This is a genomic window from Ruegeria sp. BC8 (assembly GCF_056535705.1).
In genome coordinates this window covers 2,740,957-2,759,463 of record NZ_JBQFIV010000001.1, presented here as the reverse complement: position 1 = coordinate 2,759,463, position 18,507 = coordinate 2,740,957, and the positions used below count along the sequence as shown (strand labels likewise).

Below are 18,507 nucleotides of genomic sequence, written 5' to 3'. Positions count from 1 at the left end.
CTGCCAATCGCCCTTTCGCCTGTGGCGAAACCTGCGTTAGTGTGTGTATGTCGGCAATCATCCGGATGCGCAACTGCAACAGACGGACCGTCAGAGTTCGCGGCCTTCCGGGATGGAGTTGAGGTGTGGGTCGAGCCAGGAGGCTGAACGAATGAAAACAATGCTCGCCCGCGTATGCGCGGGCCTTTGTGTGGCAGGGATGGCCACGACAGCGATCGCCCAGCAGGCGACCAGTACGAACCGTGTGTCCGCTCAGACTGATTGGAGCGTGTTCGTCGAAGACGATCCGACCGAGTGCTGGAGCGTATCCGCCCCCAAGGAGACCGTGAATACCCGCGGTGGCCGTGTGGTATCGGTGCGTCGCAGCGACATTTTGCTGTTCGTGTTCTATCGCCCCAACGCCGAGGTCAAAGGTCAGGTGACATTCACCGGAGGCTACCCATTCGCCCCCGGGTCCACGGTGAACCTGGAAATCGACGGGTCCGAGTTCGAACTGTTCACCGAGGGCGAGTGGGCGTGGCCCGCCAGCGCCGCGGATGATGCCAAGATCGTCACGGCGATGAAGCGCGGGACCGAGGCCGTGTTGACCGCACGGTCCGAACGCGGCACCCAGACCAAGGACACGTTCTCGTTGCTGGGCTTTACCGCAGCCATCGAAGACGCCGAGAAGCGCTGCACCAAATAACTGCCCAACCCGTCCAGATCTCATGCCCCGCCAAAATGGCGGGGTTTTGCGTTTTTGCGCATCCGTTTACGCAACGTCGGCACCAAAACTTGATCCGCATCAAGGCTGACGGATTCGATTTCTGAACCAATCGGTTCAGACAACAAAGAAGGAGTCCAGACATGTCGACCAAACCCCTTATTGCGGTTCTGATTGTTGCAGCGGCAACTCTGAGCGCGTGCGAGAAATCCACCGAAACCTATCCGGTCACGGGCGAGCAATGCGGCCCGAATGATCCGGTCAAGACACTGGATGCCGAGGACTGCTACATCCCGCCAGCCGGGGTGTGATCGCTCGCTGCACCTAAAACGTGCCCAAGCCTGACCACTGTGCTAAGCTCTGTCTGAAACCATGGGTAGACAGGCGAGGAGACGGACATGCGTTGGGTTTGGGCAGCAATTCTTCTTCCGGTATCGGCATTTGCAGACCCGGCGCTGGAATGTACCGATGCCGGATCTCAGGTCGAGATCGGGACATGCGTCGGTCGGGCCGAGACCAATGTCGAGGCCGCTTTGGTCGCGGCGTTTGGGTTCGCAGTCGATGCGGCGAAGGAACTGGACGAAGTGACGGGTCGGGCTGTTGCTTTGCCAGCGCTTGAAACTTCTCAAGAGGCCTGGAAGACTTATCGCGATGCGCAGTGCGAAGCAGTTGGCGCGTCTTTTGGTGGTGGATCCGGAACGGGCATTGCGATCACCTCGTGCCGGGTCGAGTTGGGGCGGGCCCGTGTCACCGAACTGTTGCGGTTCCTCGACTGACGTCCGGACAGGTTCTCACGAATCCTTTTGATCTTTGCCGGCGTTCCTATATAGAGGCGCATCCCAAGCCAGAACGCCCGAGAACCGCCATGTCCGCCAAAGCGCCGATCACCCAGGATGTCATGACCATTCCCCGCAAATTGCCCGAGGGAACGATCAACCTTGTCGGTCTGACCCGCGACCGGCTGCGCGAGGTTCTGATCGAACATGGAACGCCTGAAAAGCAGGCCAAAATGCGGGTGAACCAGATCTGGCAGTGGATCTATCAATGGGGCGTGCGCGACTTCGACCAGATGACCAATCTGGCCAAGGCCTATCGCGCGCAGCTGGCCGAGAATTTCGTGATCGAAATCCCCGAGGTGGTCACCCGCCAGGTCTCGGAAGATGGTACCCGCAAGTACCTGGTGCGCATCGCCGGTGGGCACGAGGTCGAGGTCGTCTACATCCCCGAAGAGGATCGCGGCACGCTGTGCATCTCGTCGCAGGTGGGCTGCACGCTGACCTGTTCGTTCTGCCACACCGGAACGCAGAAGCTGGTGCGCAATCTGACTGCGGCCGAGATCATCGGTCAGGTGATGATGGCGCGTGACGATCTGGACGAATGGCCCACCCCGGGCGCGCCCAGGAACGAGACGCGCCTGCTCTCCAACATCGTGCTGATGGGCATGGGCGAGCCGCTCTACAATTTCGAAAACGTCCGCGACGCGATGAAGATCGCGATGGATCCCGAGGGCATTTCGCTGTCGCGCCGGCGGATCACCCTGTCGACGTCGGGTGTGGTGCCCGAAATCGCGCGCACGGCGGAAGAGATCGGCTGCCTGCTGGCGATCTCGTTCCACGCCACCACGGACGAGGTGCGCGACGTTCTGGTGCCGATCAACAAGCGTTGGAACATCGAGGAACTGCTGCAGGCGCTGGCCAGCTATCCCAACGCGTCGAATTCCGAGCGGATCACCTTTGAATACGTGATGCTGGACGGCGTGAACGACAGCGACGAGGACGCGCATCGCCTGATCGACCACATCAAACGCCACAACATTCCGGCCAAGATCAACCTGATCCCGTTCAACGAGTGGCCCGGCGCGCCCTACAAGCGCAGCTCGAACAACCGGATCCGGGCCTTTGCCAACATCATCTATCAGGCCGGGTACGCCTCGCCCATCCGCAAGACGCGGGGCGAGGACATCATGGCCGCCTGCGGTCAGTTGAAATCGGCCACCGAGCGCGCCCGCAAGTCGCGCCGCCAGATCGAGGCCGAGGCCGGGCTGAAAGGTTGATCCGATGCCCGCGGGTTCGCGGGCAAATGGTCTGTAATTCTACGGCTGAATTTGGTAGTCTTGAGGCATGAGAGGTGCGCGGTTGCGCGCACGTAAAATCTGCGCACAAGACGGTGAGTTGGACAGTCCGGTTCTGGTGCGTTTCGTCCAGTCCGCTCAAATTTGTCGGGGAAATCTGCGGAATTCAGGCAAGCCTGGAACAGGGTGGGCCAATACATGAACGCACTGACGAACCTGTCCACGATCTGCATGACCGCCGTATTGGTTGCATCGGGCGCAGCCATTGCATGGGCGCAATCCAACGAGACCGAGGCGCATCTGGCGATCGAGAACCCGGCGGACCTGAGCAAAGAGGACGCGCAGCAGCACTATCGCGCCCTCAGGAAACAGATGGATCGCGGCTATGCCACCGCGCATCTGGATCAACTGATGAACTATCAGAACTGGCCGTTGTTCAACGACGCGCCGTACCTGTCGGCCACGCATGGGCAGCGCTACGTCAACAGCTATGCCAACCGGATGGCCCACAATTACGGCACCTTGCAACCGGGGGAAAAGCTGCCCGTGGGCTCGGTCCTGGCCAAGGACAGCATGACCGTCACGGATGAGGGCCGGGTGCATCCCGGCGCCCTGTTCGTGATGGAGAAACTGCCGGAAGGCACCAACCCCGACACCGCCGACTGGCGCTATGTCATGGTGATGCCCGACGGGTCGCTGTTCGGTGACACGAAGGGGGATCGCGCGGGGGCGGTTGCCTATTGCCATGACTGCCACGAAGCGGTCGCCGACCGCGACTATACGTTCTTCGTGCCCGAGGATTACCGCGTCGGCAACTGATCGCGGGCCGCGTCACCGGGCAGTTTCAGGGCGGCGGCCTCGCGCCGGCTGAGCTGTTCACCCTGCTTGCGTTTCGACAGAACCTCGCGCGCCAGGGCGTATCTGTCATCCTGCCAGAAGATCAGGCAGCCGTTGCACCCCTTGCCGCAACAGCCCTCGGTGCCCACGCGGTTGGTCTTGAACCGGCGCGCGGTGCCGTCCTGACCGATCTTCTCCACCAGCTCGTCCCGGCGGCGGGCATAGGCGGCGGGATTGTCGCGCCCCGAGGTTTCCAAGCCCTGCACCAGCTTGTCAAAACGGATGCGGCTCCAATGTTCGTCGGTCAGAGCGCGCTCCTTGCGCAGGACCGAATATACCGGGAAACGGGCGCGCAGGTCGTCGGGGTCTTCGTGATCGAACAGGGAAAACGGCAGGCGGATCACGGTTTTCGTGCTGCCATGCACCACGTCCAGCTTGGCGCCGTCGCTGGCGCGTTCAAATTCGTAGACGCGCAGCAGGACCGTCTCGCGCGAGATGGGCGAGACGAAATCCAGCACGTCGCCGGGTTCAAGCTTGTTCTTCACCTCGACCAGGAAGGCATCCTCGGTCACGTCGGTCACCAGTCCGGCATATTCCCACTGGGCGATGGTCGCGGTGTGCTCGTAATCATGCGCGTAATTGGTCAGCCGCCCTTCGTGAAAGGCCAGCATGTAGCCGCGGTTCCCCACGGTCTCCAACTCTCGCATATACGGCTTCGGGTCCCAGTTCTCGGGGTCGGCATAGTAATCGTCGATGGCCATGCGATAGGCGCGCGCGACGATGGCGGCGTAGTATTCCGACTTGCCGCGCCCCTCGACCTTGAGGCTGTCGACGCCGATCTTCAGATATTCGTCCAGCTTGGGCATGATGCACAGATCGCGCGAATTGAGGATGTACGAGCCGCGACCGTCCTCTTCGATCGGCATCAGTTCACCCGGGCGGCAGCCTTCTTCCAGCAGGAATTCGAACAGGTCGGCGTTTTCTTCGGTGATCCGAAGTTCCTGATGGGTGCCGTCCTTCAGGCGCAGCTTCAGCGCATAGTTCCAGCGGCAGGAATTGGCGCAGTTGCCCTGGTTGGCGCCGCGTTCCGCCATGAAGTTCGACAGCAGGCAGCGGCCCGAATAGGTCATGCACATGGCGCCGTGCACGAAGGTCTCAAGTCGGATGTCGGGGCATTTCTCGCGGATTTCCACCAGTTCGGGGTAGGAAACCTCGCGCGCCAGCACCACCAGCTCCGCCCCCTGATCCTGCCAGAACTTCACCGACAGCCACGAACAGATATTGGCCTGGGTCGAGATATGCAGCGGCAGTTCGGGCGCGCGGTCGCGCACATACTGGAATACGCCGGGGTCGGCGATGATCAACCCGTCCGGCCGTACCTTGCGCACGGTGTCGATGTATTCGTCCAGCTTGGGGATGTCCTTGTTGTGCGAAAACAGGTTCAGCGTCAGATAGGCGCGGCTGCCATGCGCGTGGCAGAACTCGACCCCTTCAATCACCTCGTCCAGCGAAAACTCGGACTTGGTGCGCAGAGACATGTCGGGCGTGCCCAGATACACCGCATCCGCCCCGTACAGGATGGCCAGTTTCAGCTTGCGCAGATTGCCTGCAGGCATCAGCAATTCCGACTTGGTCCGTGTCATCGCATCACCCGGTTCCGACTCGATGGCGCCTTCTAAGGCAAAACCACCGAGTCCAGAAGGGCAAACCCGCCTTGCACGCAGGCCCTAGCTGCGGCGGAACCGCGCTGTTCCGATCCGTTCGACCAGCTGGCTGCGGACCGTGTCGGGTTGGGCGTCGATGGCGCGCAGCACCTCGCGCAGTTCTGCCCGCAGGCCGTGCATCTGGTCGATCAGCGACAGCACCATCGACAGGGCGTCGGGCTCCATCTCGTACTGGTCATCCAACTCGCAAGCCAGTTGCAGGCGCGCCATGTCCAGCCGCTCGTAGACCAGCCCCTGGTCGGACTGGCGTGGGATCACGATCCGGGCGGACAGGAACCGGGACAACCGCTCGGACGTCAGGTTCTGGACGGCTTCGATCAGTTCGGCTTCGGTCAGAGAACGGGTCATGCCGGCATTCCTTTCCGCGGGTCATAGCTGTGCGACTTGCGCCAGTTCTGCATGAACTGCTTCAGTTCGTCGTCGATCTTGTCGGGCAGCACCACGCTCAGCTCGATCAGCTGGTCGCCGCGTTTGTCCGAGCCGCGTTTCCTGACGCCTTTGCCGCGCAGGCGCAGGGTCTTGCCGCTGCTTGTGCCCTCGGGCACGGTCACGTTCACGCGGCCGTCGATCGTGGGCGCGGGGACCTTGCCGCCCAGAACGGCCTCGTCGATGGTGATCGGCAGGGTGATGCGGATGTCGTCGCCCTCGCGCTTGAACACCGGGTGTTCGGCCACGCGGATCGTGACCAGCGCGTCGCCCGGCGGCCCCTCGCCATAGCCCGGCGCGCCCTTGCCACGCAGGCGGATGATCTGGCCGTCGGTGATGCCGGCGGGGATCTTCACCTCGATCCGGTCGCCACTGGGCAGGGTCAGCTTTTGCGTGGCGCCAAAGACGGCATCCAGGAAGCTGATCTGCAGGCTGTAGTTCATGTTGTGACCGGGCGCATGAAACTCGCGCGCACGCCCCCCGTTGAAGCCTCCGTTGCCACGGTTGCCGAAGAACTGGGCAAAGATGTCGGACATGTCGTCGTCCTCGACCCCGCCGCCCGCGCGATAAGGGTTGCCCGCGGTTTCCGCATATTCACGGTAATATTGCTGCTGCGGGCGCTCCTGGCCCGAGGCGTCGATCTCGCCCCGGTCGAACTTTGCCCGGGTTTCGGGATCCTTCAGCAGGTCATAGGCTGCGGCGGCGGCCTTGAACTTGGCCTCGGCCTTGGCGTCCCCGGGCTTGAGGTCCGGGTGGCAGTCCTTGGCGATGCGCCGGTAGGCTTTCTTGATTTCGGCGGCACTGGCGTCTTTCGAGACGCCCAACACCGAATATGGATTGTCGCTCATATATCTCTCGTTTCTGATGGGTTGCGCCAGTGGATGTTGTTGGCAGTTAACCTTTCAGATTGTGTCGTGTCATGGAATTTCAACAGGACCGAATACCGAGGAGGTTGAATTTTCTCGAAAAATTCCGGCATCCTGATAGTATCCGCATGTTTCGAACTGTTGCGGATGGAGTCAAACGCATGTCACGCAGAATCAAGTCGGCCCTGGCCCTGTTGGCGGGCAATGCCATCGGTCTGTTGCTGGCCAGCCTGTTGCTGACCGGCTTTTCGATCAAGCCGGTGTCCTTCATCGTGGTGGTGATCGTGTTCACCCTGGTTCAGGTCGTGGCCGAGCCATTGATCCTGAAGATCGGGGAAAAGAACGTACCGGCGCTGAAGGGCGGCATCGCGCTGGTGGTCACCTTCGTGGGCCTGCTGATCACCGATCTGGTCGCCGCAGGGCTGACCGTCGGCGGTATCTCGAACCTGCTGGCGGCGACGCTGCTGGTGTGGCTGGGCGCCCTGATCGCCGGGGTTCTGCTGCCGATCTATGTGTTCACCGAACTGCGCGAGCCCAAGAAATAGGGCCTAGGACAGCGCATTAAGGCTGTCTTTAAGGGCCTGCCACAGCTCGTCCACCGGTTCGCACCCGACCGACAGGCGCACGAAGCCGGGATCGACCTGATCCCCCCAGCGCGCGCGCCGCTCGGCCGAGCTGTGCACGCCACCAAAGGACGTGGCAGGCCGCAACAGCGGGCAGCCATTGATGAACCGTTCGGCCTGGTCTTCCGAGGCCAGCGTGATCGTCAGCAGAAAACCGAACCGCGCAGTCTGTTTGCGAGCCAGATCGTGCGACGGGTCCGACGGCAGGCCGGGATAGCGGATCTGCGTGACCGCCGGATGATCGGCCAGTCGTTCGGCAAGAGCCTGCGCCGAGCTGCACATGCGGTCGAACCGGACGTCCAGCGTCTCCAATCCGCGATGCAGCAACCAGGCTTCATGCGGGCCGGGGATCGCGCCCGAGACGCGGCGCCATTCCTCGACCCGTTCCATGATCCGGGCATCGCGGCTGGCCACATGGCCCATCAGCAGGTCGGAATGCCCACCCATCGCCTTGGTGTCCGAGGCGACGACGATGTCGATGCCCAGGTCCAGCGGGCGCTGTCCCAGCGGGGTCAGCGTCGTGTTGTCGGCGATGGTGACGCCACCCGCGGCGCGCACGTCGCGAGCCACCTGCGCCAAGTCGATCATGTCGAGCCCGGGGTTGGACGGGCTTTCGACGAAGACAACATCGAACCCGTCGAATCCGCCCTGCGCAAATGCGGTCGTTGGGCGCTCTTCGACCGACACGCCAAGCGGGGCGAGGAACCGGTCGGCCAGCAGGCGGGTGACATAATACCCGTCCGACGGGATCAGGATGCGCGACCCCGCGCGCACGGTCGCGAACAACGCCGCCGAAATTGCACCCATGCCGGACGGAAAAATCAGGCAGGGTGCGTCTTCGAGATGCGCCAGCACATGCTCGACCTGTGTCCAGGTCGGGTTGTCCACCCGGCCATAGGTCGGGTGACCGTCCGGCGCGCCGGGCAGGTGGAACATGCTGCTTTGGGTCAGCGGCAAGGCCACCGGTTCGCCTTTGCTCAGGGCATTGCCGCGCAGATGCAGCATCTCACCTGTCTTGGGGGTGCGCGCCATCGCTCAGCGCCCCGGAATGTCGTCGCGCGGCGGGGCGGGTTCCCAGCGCTCGATGATGTCGACCGCCTCCTGCGCGGTATCGACAAAGCGGAACAGGTCCAGATCCTCTTCGGAAATGGTCCCGGCATCGGCCAGCGCTTCCCAATTGATCACCCGCTCCCAGAACTCGCGCCCGAACAGCAGGAACGGCACGCGCTCCATCCGGCCGGTCTGGATCAGGGTGAGGGACTCAAACAACTCATCCATCGTGCCGAATCCGCCGGGGAAGATGGTGATCGCACGGGCGCGCATCAGGAAATGCATTTTGCGTATGGCGAAATAGTGGAAATTGAAGCTCAGCTCAGGGGTGACATAGGCATTGGGCGCCTGCTCGTGCGGCAGCACGATGTTCAGCCCGATCGAGCAGCCACCGGCATCCTTGGCGCCGCGATTTCCGGCCTCCATCACGCCGGGGCCACCGCCGGTGACGATGACGTTCTCGCGGCACCCGCTTTGCTTGGATTTCTCGGTCATCAGCCGGGCGAATTCGCGCGCCTCGTCATAGTATTGCGACAGACCGGCCAACGTGGCCGTCCGGGCGCTGTCCTTTTTGGCCGGTTCCGGGATTCGCGCGCCGCCGAACATCACGATGGTCGACGTGATCTGGCGTTCGGCCATGATCATTTCGGGCTTCAGCAGTTCCAGTTGCAGACGCACGGGCCGCAGTTCCTCGCGGCACAGGAAATCGTCATCGGCAAAGGCCAGCCGGTACGAGGGCGAGCGTGTCTGCGGCGTGTCGGGGACTTCGCTTGCGGTCGAGCGGTCGGTATGCGCATCGCGGAAAGGGCTGAGGCGGTCTTCTCTCATTGCTGGGGGTTCCCTGCTTGCGTGTTTTTCAAACAGCTATAGGGTTCGCGGGCAGAGTGCCAGTCACGGAAAGACGAGAATGGATTGGAAGACCGAAATTTCGGCCGCAGCCGAACGCATCAATGGCCACGCGCAGGTGACACCGGTCATGACAAGCGACGCGCTGGGACTGGCGCAGCCGGTCGAGATGAAGCTGGAGCATTTCCAGCACACCGGCAGTTTCAAGGCGCGCGGGGCGTTCAACACGTTGCTCAGCCTCGATGTGCCGGCGGCAGGGGTCGTGGCCGCCTCGGGCGGGAATCACGGTGCGGCTGCGGCCTATGCTGCGCGGGCGCTGGGCCATCCGGCCAAGATCTTCGTGCCCGAGATGGCCGGCCCGTCCAAAATCGCCCTGATCGAACGGATCGGCGCGGATCTGAGCGTGGTGCCGGGTGAATACGCAAACGCCCTGGCGATGGCGCGTGACCACGAAGATCGATCAGGTGCGATGCAGATCCATGCCTATGATGCGCCGGCCACCGTGGCCGGGCAGGGCACCTGTTTTGCCGAATGGGACAGCCAGGGCCTGCAGGCCGATACCGTATTGGTGGCAGTGGGCGGCGGCGGGCTGATTGCGGGGGCGCTGGCCTGGTTTCAGGGCGCGCGCAAGGTCGTTGCGGTCGAGCCGGAAACCTCATGTGCCTTGAACGCGGCGTTGCAGGCCGGAGCGCCCGTGGATGTGTCCGTTTCCGGCATAGCCGCCAACGCGCTGGGTGCGCGGCGGATCGGCGACATCTGTTTCGGGCTGGCGCAGGGGATGACGTCGGTGCTGGTCAGCGATGACGCGATCGCCGAGGCGCAGCAGCGCCTGTGGCAGGCGCATCGCATTCTGGTCGAGCCGGCGGGCGCGACGGCCCTGGCGGCCTTGACCTCGGGCGTCTACACGCCGGAACCGGGCGAGCGGGTCGCGGTTCTGGTCTGCGGGGGCAATATCGCACCTGACCCTCTGACCGCCTGAATTTGCGCCTTGAGGCCCGAGCCTTGGGATTATAGATAAAATCCCATGACCGCCACGATCGCAGATTCCATCTATGACCGGCTCAGCCAGCGCATCATCACGGGCGAGCTGCCTGCGGGTGAGAAACTGCGGCAGGACCATATCGCGCGGGCGTTCGACACCAGCCATGTCCCGGTGCGCGAGGCGCTGTTGCGGCTTCAGGCGCATGGCCTGGCCCACAGCGAACCACGGCGCGGCATGCGCGTCACCGCGTTGGACCCGGCCGAGGTGCGCGAGGTGATCGAGATGCGGGTGGCCCTGGAATCGCTGGCCCTGCAACATGCGATCCAGAATTTGACACCGGCGGATCTCAAGGCGGCCGACAAGACCCGCATCGCCTGCGACGAGGCGCAGGACATGCCCACATGGGAAACCCGGAACCGCGCCTTTCATCGGGCGATCCTGACACCCTGCGCGCGGCCGCGCCTGCTGCATACGATCGACGATCTGCATATCGCCAGCGCCCGCCATCTGTTCGCCCATTGGCGTCACCGCTGGGTCCAGCGGAAAGACACCGACCACGCCGCCATCGTGCAGGCGATGAAGCGCCGCGATACCGCCACGGCCACAGCGATTCTGGTGCGCCATATCCGCCGCGCCAGCTGAAACCGACGGGTTTTCGCGCCGGGTGGCCGCAAACGGCTCCGCCAACGTCGCATTGCGCATTGGCCCCGGCTTTCATATAGGCAACACCAACCAAACGAGAGTCAGCACGGAGTAACCCCATGTCCAACGCCCAACTGGAAACCGCCATCGAGGCCGCATGGGAGGCCCGCGACACGATCACGCCCGCCACCACCGGTGAACAGCGCGAAGCGATCGAGGACACGCTGAACGCGCTGGACAGCGGCACGCTGCGGGTCGCCGAGAAGCAGACCGATGGCAGCTGGCATGTGAACCAGTGGGCCAAGAAGGCGGTTCTGCTGGGCTTTCGCATCAAGGACATGGAAATTCAGTCCGGCGGCCCGCAGGGCGGCGGCTGGTGGGACAAGGTCGACAGCAAATTCGCCGGCTGGGGTGAAAACCAGTGGCGCGCGGCCGGTTTCCGCGCGGTGCCCAACTGCGTGGTTCGCAAGTCGGCCTATATCGCGCCGGGCGTGGTGCTGATGCCGTCTTTCGTGAACCTCGGCGCCTATGTGGACGAAGGCACGATGGTCGATACCTGGGCCACCGTCGGGTCCTGCGCGCAGATCGGCAAGAACGTCCACCTGTCCGGCGGCGTCGGCATCGGCGGCGTGCTGGAACCCATGCAGGCCGGCCCGACCATCATCGAGGACAACTGCTTCATCGGCGCCCGCTCCGAGGTGGTCGAGGGCTGCATCATCCGCGAGGGCTCGGTTCTGGGCATGGGAGTCTATATCGGCCAGTCCACCAAGATCGTCGACCGCGAGTCGGGCGAGGTGTTCTATGGCGAGGTGCCGCCCTATTCGGTGGTGGTGTCCGGTTCGATGCCGTCAAAGAACGGGATCAACCTGTACTGTGCGGTGATCGTGAAGCGGGTGGATGAAAAGACCCGTTCGAAGACCGGGATCAACGAGCTGCTGCGCGATTGATCGCAGGCATTGTTCAAAGTTCCAAAGGTCGCGGCTCTGGTCCGCGGCCTTTTTTGTTCGGCAGGGTCGGACCTATCCCGTCGTGTAGTCGGCGAGATCCTCGGGCGCGTGCAGCAGGGTGCCGTCGTATTTCGGCAAGTCATCGTGCAGTTCCAGCCAGGGCAGCTTGCTTTGAAAATTGACGTGAAAGGTTGGCGCAAAGTCCAAAGGGTCTTCCAGTGAGGCCGCGTACAGGTGCATCCCGCCTTCATAGTGGTCGGCCTCGAACCCCATCGGAGAGCCACAGGTTGCGCAGAAATGTCGCTGGACGCCTTTCGAACTGGCGAAACTACGAGGTGTTGCGGCGGTCCATCGGAAATTGCGCAAGGGTACGCCCAACCACGCGACCACGGGCGCGGCGCAGTTGCGGCGGCAATCGTCACAATGGCAATAGCAGCTCCAGGTCTCGGCGCCCTCAAACTCCCAGCGGGTTTCACCGCACAGGCAGCGGCCGCGTTTGGTCATGATGTCCTCCGTCGTTTTTAGGGACCAGTCTGACCGGATGGTGGGCCTGAGCGCGTCAAAAAACGACACGGCATCCGGGAACCGCGTCCAGCTGCCATGCTTGACCATCGACCGGCCCCCGGCTAAGGCCCACGGCATGGAAAAGCAAAAGAAACCCTCGCGCCAGCAGGTCTATACTCTGTTGGTTCAGATTGGCCGCAAGGATGGCGACGGCCTGCCCGAAGGCGCCACCGGCGCGGCGCTTATGTGCTATGCCAGCGGAGTGGACGAGGCCGAGGCCGTGCGCGAAACCGTGGCCATTCTCAAGCAGGCCGATACGGCTCCACTGGACGTAACCGGCTATGGCACCCTGGCCGAGCGCGAGGCGCAGGGGCACGAGATCGACCCCGACGAACGCGCTCTGATGCAGAGGGCGCTTGAGGAAAACGCGGTTATTGTTGCGCAGATGACGCCCTTCTTCGGCGACAAGCTCGAAGGCGCCTAGCGGCGCGTGCCGAACCACTTGCGATAGATCTGGTCATAGGTGCCATCTTCCCGGAGGCCCAGAAGCGCCTGGTTCACATCCTCGACCAGAGGTGACCCGGTCGGGAAGACGATACCGTAATTCTCGCGCAGGAAGACGCCGCCGGTCATTGCCGCAATCTTGCGGCCTTCATGTGCGGCGAAATACGACAGGATCGGCGCGTCGAACACGACGGCATCCAGGTCCCCATCCTTGAACGCGGTCAACATGCTGTCCAGGTCTTCGTACCCAGTGAATTCGACCTCGCGCCGGTTCAGAAAACTGGCGGCGGTCGAACCCGAGATTGTCCCGACCTGTTTGCCGTACAGATCATTGACCGAGTTGATGTTGCTGGTGATCGCATCCACCGTCATGACCGAGGTGATCCGCGCGGTGAACACCGACACGATGAACAGCGAGGATACGACTAGGATCACCCCCAGAATTCGCCCGAACGGGGTCCGGGGCATCCGCTCTTCAAATCCGCCATTGACCACCAGGTTTAACGCCCACCAGAAGGACGGGAACCAGGCCTCGTTCAGGTCGCGGTCGAAATAGGGTTGGGATCGGCGTTCGAACCCCCACATCAGCATGCCGCCACCCAGCAAGATGGCAAAGGCCAGCCCGATGGCGATGAACAGCTCGCGTGACAGCAGCGCCTGCATCAGGGACGGGCTGCGCGCCGCGTCTGATGGTACCATGATCTGAAGGCCGGCTTCGAAAATCGGCTGGCTGAAATCCATTCGGGCTTCACGGCCTGCTGTGATCGAAATATTCGCGATCGCCATGTCGGCTTCGCGGTTTTCAACCGCTGACAGCATGTCCCCGAATGCGTCGACACGAACGACCGTGTATTCCCAGCCCAGTTCTTCAGCCAGCGCGGCCAAGAGGTCCATTGAGAAGCCGGTGTCCTCGCCCTCATCCACATACGAGAACGGAGGACGCTCCACCGTCGTGACCGTCAGAGTTTCGGCTTGGCTGTGTTGTGCAAAGACCGCGAAGGTCAGGCAGATCAATGCGAAAAGGGCGCGCGTCATGGCTGGTTCACCTGTTTCGCGGCGCTCTAGCGCAATTTGCCATGGCGCGGCAAGGTCGTCGCGAGGTCATCGACCGGGATTTCTTTTTGCCGTTTTTTCGGGCTGGGCGACCGGAAAACCGCCGATCGGGGTTGGCATTGCGGCCAATTCGTTGAATCTGTGCATGAACCCACATCCTGCCGACCCTGCGAGGCCCCTGAATGACCGACTCTGTCCAGTTGACCGCAGACCTGATCCGTTGCCCCTCGGTCACACCCGAGGAAGGCGGGGCGCTGATTCTGCTGGAAGATATCCTGGCGCGGGCCGCTTTCACCTGCACGCGGGTGGATCGCGGCGGCGTCTGCAACCTGTTCGCCCGGTGGGGCGACAAGGGGCATGCGCGCAGTTTCGGGTTCAACGGCCATACCGACGTGGTGCCGGTGGGCGATGAGGCCGCATGGACCCGCCCGCCGTTCGGCGCGGAAATCCATGATGGCATTCTGTACGGTCGGGGCGCGACCGACATGAAATCGGGGGTGGCGGCCTTTGTCGCGGCGGCGGTGGATTTCGTGCGCGACACCCCGCCAGACGGGGCGATCATCCTGACCATCACGGGGGACGAGGAAGGCGACGCGGTTGACGGCACCACCGCGCTGCTGGACTACATGCAGGCGCAAGACGAGCGGATGTCGGTCTGTCTGGTGGGCGAGCCGACCTGCCCCAACGAGATGGGCGAGATGATGAAGATCGGCCGCCGCGGGTCGATGACCGCGTGGTTCGAGGTGACGGGCGTGCAGGGTCATTCGGCCTATCCGCATCGCGCCAGGAACCCGCTGCCCGCGCTGGCGCGGCTGATGGATCGGCTGGCCAGTCAAGAGCTGGATCGGGGGACGGACCATTTCGACGCTTCGACCCTGGCGGTGGTCACGATGGACACCGGCAACGCGGCCACCAACGTCATTCCCGCCCAGTGCCGTGGCGCGGTGAACATCCGGTTCAACGACCTGCATACAGGCGCCAGTCTCAGTGACTGGCTGAAGGCGCAGGCGGCCGACGTGGCGGCCGAGTTCGGCGTTCAGATCGACACGCGGATCAAGGTCTCGGGCGAAAGCTTCGTGACCCCTCCGGGGCCGCTGTCGGAACTGGTGGCCCGCGCGGTCGAGGCCGAGACCGGCCGCCGGCCCGAGCTGTCCACCACCGGTGGCACCTCGGACGCGCGGTTCATCAAGGATCATTGCCCCGTGGTCGAGTTCGGCCTGGTCGGACGCACCATGCACCAGGTGGACGAATCCGTCCCGGTCGAGCAGGTCCGCCAGCTCAAGGCGATCTATGCCCGGATCCTGGCCGATTATTTCGCCTGAGCGATTGATGCGTCCGGCCACTTTTTGGTCATGACGCGGTCGTATCGGCGTGCTAGGCGGAAATCATGAAACGCATACCGACCAAGCAGGAGATCCTCGACTGGATCTCGGCGAACCCCACGCTCACCTCGAAACGCGACATTGCCAAGGCCTTTGGCATCAAGGGCGCGGACCGGATCGACCTGAAACGGATCCTCAAAGAGCTTGAGGCCGAGGGCCATCTGGAAAAGCGCAAGCGCAGCTATCGCGACCCGGACCGCCTGCCGCCGGTCAGCGTGCTGCAGGTCAAGGCGCCGAACGCCGACGGCGACCTGTTCGCGCGGCCGCTGGAATGGCATGGCGAAGGGGTCGAGCCGATCGTGCTGATCATTTCCCGCGCCAGCGACCCGGCGCTGGGCGAGGGTGACCGGATCTTGGCCCGGCTGACCCAGGTGCATGAAGAAGACCACAATTACGAGGCCCGCCTGATCCGCCGCATCGGCGCCAATCCGCGCCGGGTCGTGGGCATTTTCCGCAAGGGCGCCGAGGGCGGTCGAATCGTGCCCATCGACAAGGCCGGATCGACCGAATGGCTGGTTGCCGAAGACGCGGCGCTGGGCGCCAAGGATGGCGAACTGGTCGAGGCCGAGCAGGCCGGGCCGAAAAATCGTATGGGGCTGCCGCGTGCGCGTATCGTGGAACGGCTGGGCGATCCGTCCGCGCCCAAGGCGGTGTCGCTGATCGCGATCCACCAGCATGGCATCCCGGATGATTTTCCCGATGACGTGATCGCCGAGGCCGACCGGGCCAAGCCCGTCGGGCTGAAAGGGCGCGAGGATCTGCGGGACATCCCTCTGCTGACCATCGACCCATCGGATGCGCGCGACCATGACGACGCCTGCTATGCCCATGCCGATGATGATCCGAAAAACCCGGGCGGCCACGTGATCTGGGTCGCCATTGCCGATGTGGCCGCCTATGTGCACCCCGGCAGCGCGCTGGACCGCGAGGCGCGCAAGCGGGGCAACTCGACCTATTTCCCTGACCGCGTCGTGCCGATGCTGCCCGACCGTCTGTCGGGCGATCTGTGTTCGCTGCACGAAGGCGTGCCGCGCGCCTGTATCGCGGTTCGGATGCGGATCGATGCAAACGGCAACAAGATCGACCACCGCTTTGTGCGGGGGCTAATGCGCTCGGCCGCGTCTCTGCATTATGCCGAGGTGCAGGAGGCCATCGACGGCACCCCCAATGACCGAACCGTGCCGCTGCTGGAGAGCGTCCTGAAACCGCTCTATGCCGCCTATGGCGCACTGAAGACGGCCCGCAACGAACGCCAGCCGCTGGACCTGGATCTGCCGGAACGCAAGATCGTGCTGAACGACAAGGGCGAGGTCGAAAGCGTGGCCTTCCGCGAGCGGCTAGACGCGCACCGGCTGATCGAGGAGTTCATGATCCTGGCCAACGTGGCCGCGGCCGAGACGCTGATCGCCAAGCGCAGCCCGCTGTTGTTCCGGGTGCACGAAGAACCCGCGCCCGAAAAGCTGGAAAGCCTGCGCGAGACGGCGCAGGCCGCCGGGCTGAATCTGGCCAAGGGGCAGGTGCTGCAGACCCGTCACCTGAACGCGCTGTTGAATGCCGCCGCCGGCACCGAGGATGCCGAGCTGATCAATCTCAGCACCTTGCGGTCGATGGCGCAGGCCTATTACAGCCCCGAGAACTTTGGCCATTTCGGGCTGGCCCTGCGCAACTATGCGCATTTCACCTCGCCCATCCGCCGCTACGCCGACCTGATCGTGCACCGGGCGCTGATCTCGGCCCATGGCTGGGGCAAGGACGGTCTGACCGCCGACGAGATCGAGCGGCTGGAGGAGATCGCCACCCACATCTCGGACACCGAGCGCCGCTCGATGATGGCCGAGCGCGACACGACCGACCGCTATCTGGCGGCCTATCTGAGCGAGCGCGTCGGCAACGAGTTCACCGGCCGCATCAGCGGCATCGCCCGGTTCGGGGCCTTCGTGAAGCTGGACGAAACCGGGGCCGACGGGCTGGTGCCGGTGCGGTCGCTGGGGCGCGAGTTCTTTCACTTCGACGCCGAGGCCGGCACCCTGATGGGGGCCGATACCGGCCTGACCATCGCCATCGGCCAGCGCGTCACCGTGCGCCTGACCGAGGCCACGCCGGTAACCGGCGGGTTGGAGTTGGAGCTGCTGTCGATCGAAGATCAGGCCATGCCGCGCGGCGGCGGACGTGGGCGGCCCGGCCGTCCGACACGGCGCAAGTCGGTCAGCACCAAGCGCAAAAAGGACAAGATCAAACGCAAGGTCGAGCGCAAGCGCCGTCAGCGGTGATAGGTCAACGCTCGGGCGATCAGCCATCCATGCCGGACGGGGTCGATCTGTTCGATCCCGTCGAACAGGATGGCGCGATTGCCGTCAATCCTGTCAGCGTCGGGAAAGGCCGAGGTAAACTCACCGATAAGCCGGGTCTGGCAGTGGACAAACAGGGCAAACCGGGAGGAGGTGTGTCTACCCAGCCTGATGGTTGTCCCCTTGGGACTCAGATAGGCCGGTTGACCCCATCGCAGAGCCTCGGTCACCGAAACTGCCGGCTGAAGTTCCTGCGCAGTGGCGAAGACCAGATCGCGCAGAGCCAGAGCGCCGCTTCTGGTGTCCGCGGCGAATGCCTCGTAGGCAGACGCCACGTTTGGGTCATCGAAAGGCCTCATGGCAGGGGGATCGCCTGTTCCATCCGGTCAACATAACTGTTCAGCAGCGTATCCTGTTTGATGCGCCGGGTCAGCCGGGTATCGGCCGGAGTGGCCCGCATCGCAGCCAGCATCGGGCCGACGCTGAGGTCGGCCGAAGTGGGGTGATCCCCCAAAAGATACGGGGCCTGCCACAGATAGGCTGAGATCGCCTCGAGGTCGCGTTCGACCCGCGCCATCCGTTCAGCCTCGGAGAAGCGCCCGATCCCTTGCGACCGAAGGCCTTTCAAGACCGATTTCCGGACCGAGTTCGAGATCGGGCGTCGGACGATTCGGGGAATCTCATAGAAGAAGGTGTCGCGCAGAACTGGCCAAACCTCGTCGTTGGCCCAGCGGTCCATGACAATCTGGAAGTACAAATGTTCCTCGGCCATGCGGATCAACGCGCGGGACTGGCCCTTTTGCACATCGCTCAGGCCACGGTCGAATTCGGCGCCCTGCGCTTCCAACCAGTCGCGAATCTGGTCGCTGTCCGGCACCAGACGTTCGGGTGTGCGCAAAACCGGCAACTTGCTGTGCGGCATCTGTCGCGGATCGACCATGTCCGAGCGGCGCCAATGCAGCCCGGCCAGCTGCAGCATATAGGCGGTTTTGACGCAAAAGGGGCTGGCGCTGAAAAGTCCGAAAGCGGAAGGGTAGGTAAGAAGGGTCAACATAATGG

21 protein-coding genes are annotated in these 18,507 nt (G+C 63.5%); 12 read left to right on the top strand and 9 right to left on the bottom strand.

Annotation, left to right across the window (positions count from 1 at the left end):
* The first annotated feature begins 151 nt into the window (after positions 1-151).
* The 5 genes from ACR3EK_RS13935 (at position 152) to ACR3EK_RS13915 (ending at position 3,593) form a co-directional block, all read left to right on the top strand.
* The gene (locus ACR3EK_RS13935; protein ID WP_170342134.1) at positions 152-685 is read left to right on the top strand and encodes an invasion associated locus B family protein; all 534 of its coding nucleotides are present in this window, start codon (positions 152-154) and stop codon (positions 683-685) included.
* A gap of 161 nt (positions 686-846) precedes the next feature.
* The gene (locus ACR3EK_RS13930) at positions 847-1,014 is read left to right on the top strand and encodes a hypothetical protein (protein WP_170342136.1); all 168 of its coding nucleotides are present in this window, start codon (positions 847-849) and stop codon (positions 1,012-1,014) included.
* An 87-nt stretch (positions 1,015-1,101) separates the two neighbouring features.
* Positions 1,102-1,479 carry a lysozyme inhibitor LprI family protein gene (locus tag ACR3EK_RS13925; RefSeq protein WP_170370152.1) on the top strand — a complete coding sequence of 126 codons (378 nt, stop codon included), beginning with the start codon at positions 1,102-1,104 and terminating at the stop codon, positions 1,477-1,479.
* Between the two features lie 89 nt (positions 1,480-1,568).
* Positions 1,569-2,756 carry a dual-specificity RNA methyltransferase RlmN gene (gene rlmN / locus ACR3EK_RS13920; RefSeq protein WP_480633662.1) on the top strand — a complete coding sequence of 396 codons (1,188 nt, stop codon included), beginning with the start codon at positions 1,569-1,571 and terminating at the stop codon, positions 2,754-2,756.
* Positions 2,757-2,972: 216 nt separating this feature from the next.
* A complete protein-coding gene (locus tag ACR3EK_RS13915; RefSeq protein WP_480633661.1) occupies positions 2,973-3,593 on the top strand; it encodes a cytochrome P460 family protein in 621 nt (206 codons plus the stop codon).
* Here the strand turns inward: ACR3EK_RS13915 and ACR3EK_RS13910 are convergent.
* The 3 genes from ACR3EK_RS13910 to ACR3EK_RS13900 form a co-directional block, all read right to left on the bottom strand.
* Positions 3,575-5,254: a U32 family peptidase gene (locus ACR3EK_RS13910; RefSeq protein WP_480633660.1), complete on the bottom strand. Its 1,680-nt coding sequence runs from the start codon at positions 5,252-5,254 to the stop codon at positions 3,575-3,577. The genes ACR3EK_RS13915 and ACR3EK_RS13910 overlap by 19 nt on opposite strands.
* Before the next feature lie 84 nt (positions 5,255-5,338).
* Positions 5,339-5,683, bottom strand: a complete 345-nt coding sequence (locus ACR3EK_RS13905) for a hypothetical protein (RefSeq protein ID WP_480633659.1) — start codon at positions 5,681-5,683, stop codon at positions 5,339-5,341.
* A complete protein-coding gene (locus ACR3EK_RS13900) occupies positions 5,680-6,609 on the bottom strand; it encodes a DnaJ C-terminal domain-containing protein (RefSeq protein ID WP_480633658.1) in 930 nt (309 codons plus the stop codon). The genes ACR3EK_RS13905 and ACR3EK_RS13900 overlap by 4 nt, the downstream gene beginning before the upstream one ends.
* A gap of 179 nt (positions 6,610-6,788) precedes the next feature.
* On the opposite strand from ACR3EK_RS13900, the gene ACR3EK_RS13895 reads away from it, so the two are divergent.
* Positions 6,789-7,172, top strand: coding sequence for a hypothetical protein (locus tag ACR3EK_RS13895; RefSeq protein ID WP_093964407.1), 384 nt, complete (start codon positions 6,789-6,791; stop codon positions 7,170-7,172).
* A 3-nt stretch (positions 7,173-7,175) separates the two neighbouring features.
* On the opposite strand, the gene ACR3EK_RS13890 is transcribed toward ACR3EK_RS13895, so the two are convergent.
* Complete coding sequence (locus ACR3EK_RS13890; RefSeq protein WP_480633657.1) at positions 7,176-8,282, bottom strand: cystathionine gamma-lyase; 1,107 nt, start codon at positions 8,280-8,282, stop codon at positions 7,176-7,178.
* A gap of 3 nt (positions 8,283-8,285) precedes the next feature.
* Positions 8,286-9,128, bottom strand: a complete 843-nt coding sequence (locus ACR3EK_RS13885; protein WP_093964208.1) for an LOG family protein — start codon at positions 9,126-9,128, stop codon at positions 8,286-8,288.
* A 79-nt stretch (positions 9,129-9,207) separates the two neighbouring features.
* Between ACR3EK_RS13885 and ACR3EK_RS13880 the strand changes: the two genes are divergently transcribed.
* The 3 genes from ACR3EK_RS13880 to dapD all read left to right on the top strand — a co-directional run bounded on the left by ACR3EK_RS13880 (position 9,208) and on the right by dapD (position 11,717).
* Positions 9,208-10,125 carry a threonine/serine dehydratase gene (locus ACR3EK_RS13880; RefSeq protein WP_480633656.1) on the top strand — a complete coding sequence of 306 codons (918 nt, stop codon included), beginning with the start codon at positions 9,208-9,210 and terminating at the stop codon, positions 10,123-10,125.
* A gap of 45 nt (positions 10,126-10,170) precedes the next feature.
* The gene (locus ACR3EK_RS13875) at positions 10,171-10,770 is read left to right on the top strand and encodes a GntR family transcriptional regulator (RefSeq protein ID WP_170459874.1); all 600 of its coding nucleotides are present in this window, start codon (positions 10,171-10,173) and stop codon (positions 10,768-10,770) included.
* 119 nt (positions 10,771-10,889) lie between these two features.
* On the top strand, positions 10,890-11,717 hold the full coding sequence (gene dapD, locus ACR3EK_RS13870) for a 2,3,4,5-tetrahydropyridine-2,6-dicarboxylate N-succinyltransferase (protein WP_480633655.1): 828 nt from the start codon (positions 10,890-10,892) through the stop codon (positions 11,715-11,717).
* A gap of 72 nt (positions 11,718-11,789) precedes the next feature.
* On the opposite strand, the gene ACR3EK_RS13865 is transcribed toward dapD, so the two are convergent.
* Positions 11,790-12,221, bottom strand: a complete 432-nt coding sequence (locus tag ACR3EK_RS13865) for a GFA family protein (protein WP_480633654.1) — start codon at positions 12,219-12,221, stop codon at positions 11,790-11,792.
* Positions 12,222-12,357: 136 nt separating this feature from the next.
* On the opposite strand from ACR3EK_RS13865, the gene ACR3EK_RS13860 reads away from it, so the two are divergent.
* Positions 12,358-12,705 carry a hypothetical protein gene (locus tag ACR3EK_RS13860; protein WP_480633653.1) on the top strand — a complete coding sequence of 116 codons (348 nt, stop codon included), beginning with the start codon at positions 12,358-12,360 and terminating at the stop codon, positions 12,703-12,705.
* On the opposite strand, the gene ACR3EK_RS13855 is transcribed toward ACR3EK_RS13860, so the two are convergent.
* Positions 12,702-13,760 carry a transporter substrate-binding domain-containing protein gene (locus tag ACR3EK_RS13855; protein WP_480633652.1) on the bottom strand — a complete coding sequence of 353 codons (1,059 nt, stop codon included), beginning with the start codon at positions 13,758-13,760 and terminating at the stop codon, positions 12,702-12,704. The two genes, ACR3EK_RS13860 and ACR3EK_RS13855, sit on opposite strands and share 4 nt — an antisense overlap.
* A 200-nt stretch (positions 13,761-13,960) precedes the next feature.
* Here ACR3EK_RS13855 and dapE point away from each other — a divergent pair, with 200 nt between their 5' ends.
* Together dapE and rnr are read left to right on the top strand one after the other, a co-directional pair.
* The gene (dapE, locus tag ACR3EK_RS13850; protein ID WP_480633651.1) at positions 13,961-15,100 is read left to right on the top strand and encodes a succinyl-diaminopimelate desuccinylase; all 1,140 of its coding nucleotides are present in this window, start codon (positions 13,961-13,963) and stop codon (positions 15,098-15,100) included.
* Between the two features lie 65 nt (positions 15,101-15,165).
* The gene (rnr, locus tag ACR3EK_RS13845; RefSeq protein ID WP_480633650.1) at positions 15,166-17,430 is read left to right on the top strand and encodes a ribonuclease R; all 2,265 of its coding nucleotides are present in this window, start codon (positions 15,166-15,168) and stop codon (positions 17,428-17,430) included.
* Here the strand turns inward: rnr and ACR3EK_RS13840 are convergent.
* Together ACR3EK_RS13840 and ACR3EK_RS13835 are read right to left on the bottom strand one after the other, a co-directional pair.
* Positions 17,421-17,807: a DUF1801 domain-containing protein gene (locus tag ACR3EK_RS13840; RefSeq protein WP_480633649.1), complete on the bottom strand. Its 387-nt coding sequence runs from the start codon at positions 17,805-17,807 to the stop codon at positions 17,421-17,423. The two genes, rnr and ACR3EK_RS13840, sit on opposite strands and share 10 nt — an antisense overlap.
* A complete protein-coding gene (locus ACR3EK_RS13835; RefSeq protein ID WP_093964218.1) occupies positions 17,804-18,502 on the bottom strand; it encodes a glutathione S-transferase family protein in 699 nt (232 codons plus the stop codon). Before ACR3EK_RS13835 ends, ACR3EK_RS13840 begins: the two co-directional genes overlap by 4 nt.
* Positions 18,503-18,507: the final 5 nt, after the last annotated feature.

Coding starts and splice junctions, on each gene's coding strand:
- ACR3EK_RS13935 (WP_170342134.1), top strand. CDS start 152: ATGAAAACAATGCTCGCCCGCGTATGCGCGGGCCTTTGTGTGGCAGGG.
- ACR3EK_RS13930 (WP_170342136.1), top strand. CDS start 847: ATGTCGACCAAACCCCTTATTGCGGTTCTGATTGTTGCAGCGGCAACT.
- ACR3EK_RS13925 (WP_170370152.1), top strand. CDS start 1,102: ATGCGTTGGGTTTGGGCAGCAATTCTTCTTCCGGTATCGGCATTTGCA.
- rlmN (WP_480633662.1), top strand. CDS start 1,569: ATGTCCGCCAAAGCGCCGATCACCCAGGATGTCATGACCATTCCCCGC.
- ACR3EK_RS13915 (WP_480633661.1), top strand. CDS start 2,973: ATGAACGCACTGACGAACCTGTCCACGATCTGCATGACCGCCGTATTG.
- ACR3EK_RS13910 (WP_480633660.1), bottom strand. CDS start 5,254: ATGACACGGACCAAGTCGGAATTGCTGATGCCTGCAGGCAATCTGCGC.
- ACR3EK_RS13905 (WP_480633659.1), bottom strand. CDS start 5,683: ATGACCCGTTCTCTGACCGAAGCCGAACTGATCGAAGCCGTCCAGAAC.
- ACR3EK_RS13900 (WP_480633658.1), bottom strand. CDS start 6,609: ATGAGCGACAATCCATATTCGGTGTTGGGCGTCTCGAAAGACGCCAGT.
- ACR3EK_RS13895 (WP_093964407.1), top strand. CDS start 6,789: ATGTCACGCAGAATCAAGTCGGCCCTGGCCCTGTTGGCGGGCAATGCC.
- ACR3EK_RS13890 (WP_480633657.1), bottom strand. CDS start 8,282: ATGGCGCGCACCCCCAAGACAGGTGAGATGCTGCATCTGCGCGGCAAT.
- ACR3EK_RS13885 (WP_093964208.1), bottom strand. CDS start 9,128: ATGAGAGAAGACCGCCTCAGCCCTTTCCGCGATGCGCATACCGACCGC.
- ACR3EK_RS13880 (WP_480633656.1), top strand. CDS start 9,208: ATGGATTGGAAGACCGAAATTTCGGCCGCAGCCGAACGCATCAATGGC.
- ACR3EK_RS13875 (WP_170459874.1), top strand. CDS start 10,171: ATGACCGCCACGATCGCAGATTCCATCTATGACCGGCTCAGCCAGCGC.
- dapD (WP_480633655.1), top strand. CDS start 10,890: ATGTCCAACGCCCAACTGGAAACCGCCATCGAGGCCGCATGGGAGGCC.
- ACR3EK_RS13865 (WP_480633654.1), bottom strand. CDS start 12,221: ATGACCAAACGCGGCCGCTGCCTGTGCGGTGAAACCCGCTGGGAGTTT.
- ACR3EK_RS13860 (WP_480633653.1), top strand. CDS start 12,358: ATGGAAAAGCAAAAGAAACCCTCGCGCCAGCAGGTCTATACTCTGTTG.
- ACR3EK_RS13855 (WP_480633652.1), bottom strand. CDS start 13,760: ATGACGCGCGCCCTTTTCGCATTGATCTGCCTGACCTTCGCGGTCTTT.
- dapE (WP_480633651.1), top strand. CDS start 13,961: ATGACCGACTCTGTCCAGTTGACCGCAGACCTGATCCGTTGCCCCTCG.
- rnr (WP_480633650.1), top strand. CDS start 15,166: ATGAAACGCATACCGACCAAGCAGGAGATCCTCGACTGGATCTCGGCG.
- ACR3EK_RS13840 (WP_480633649.1), bottom strand. CDS start 17,807: ATGAGGCCTTTCGATGACCCAAACGTGGCGTCTGCCTACGAGGCATTC.
- ACR3EK_RS13835 (WP_093964218.1), bottom strand. CDS start 18,502: ATGTTGACCCTTCTTACCTACCCTTCCGCTTTCGGACTTTTCAGCGCC.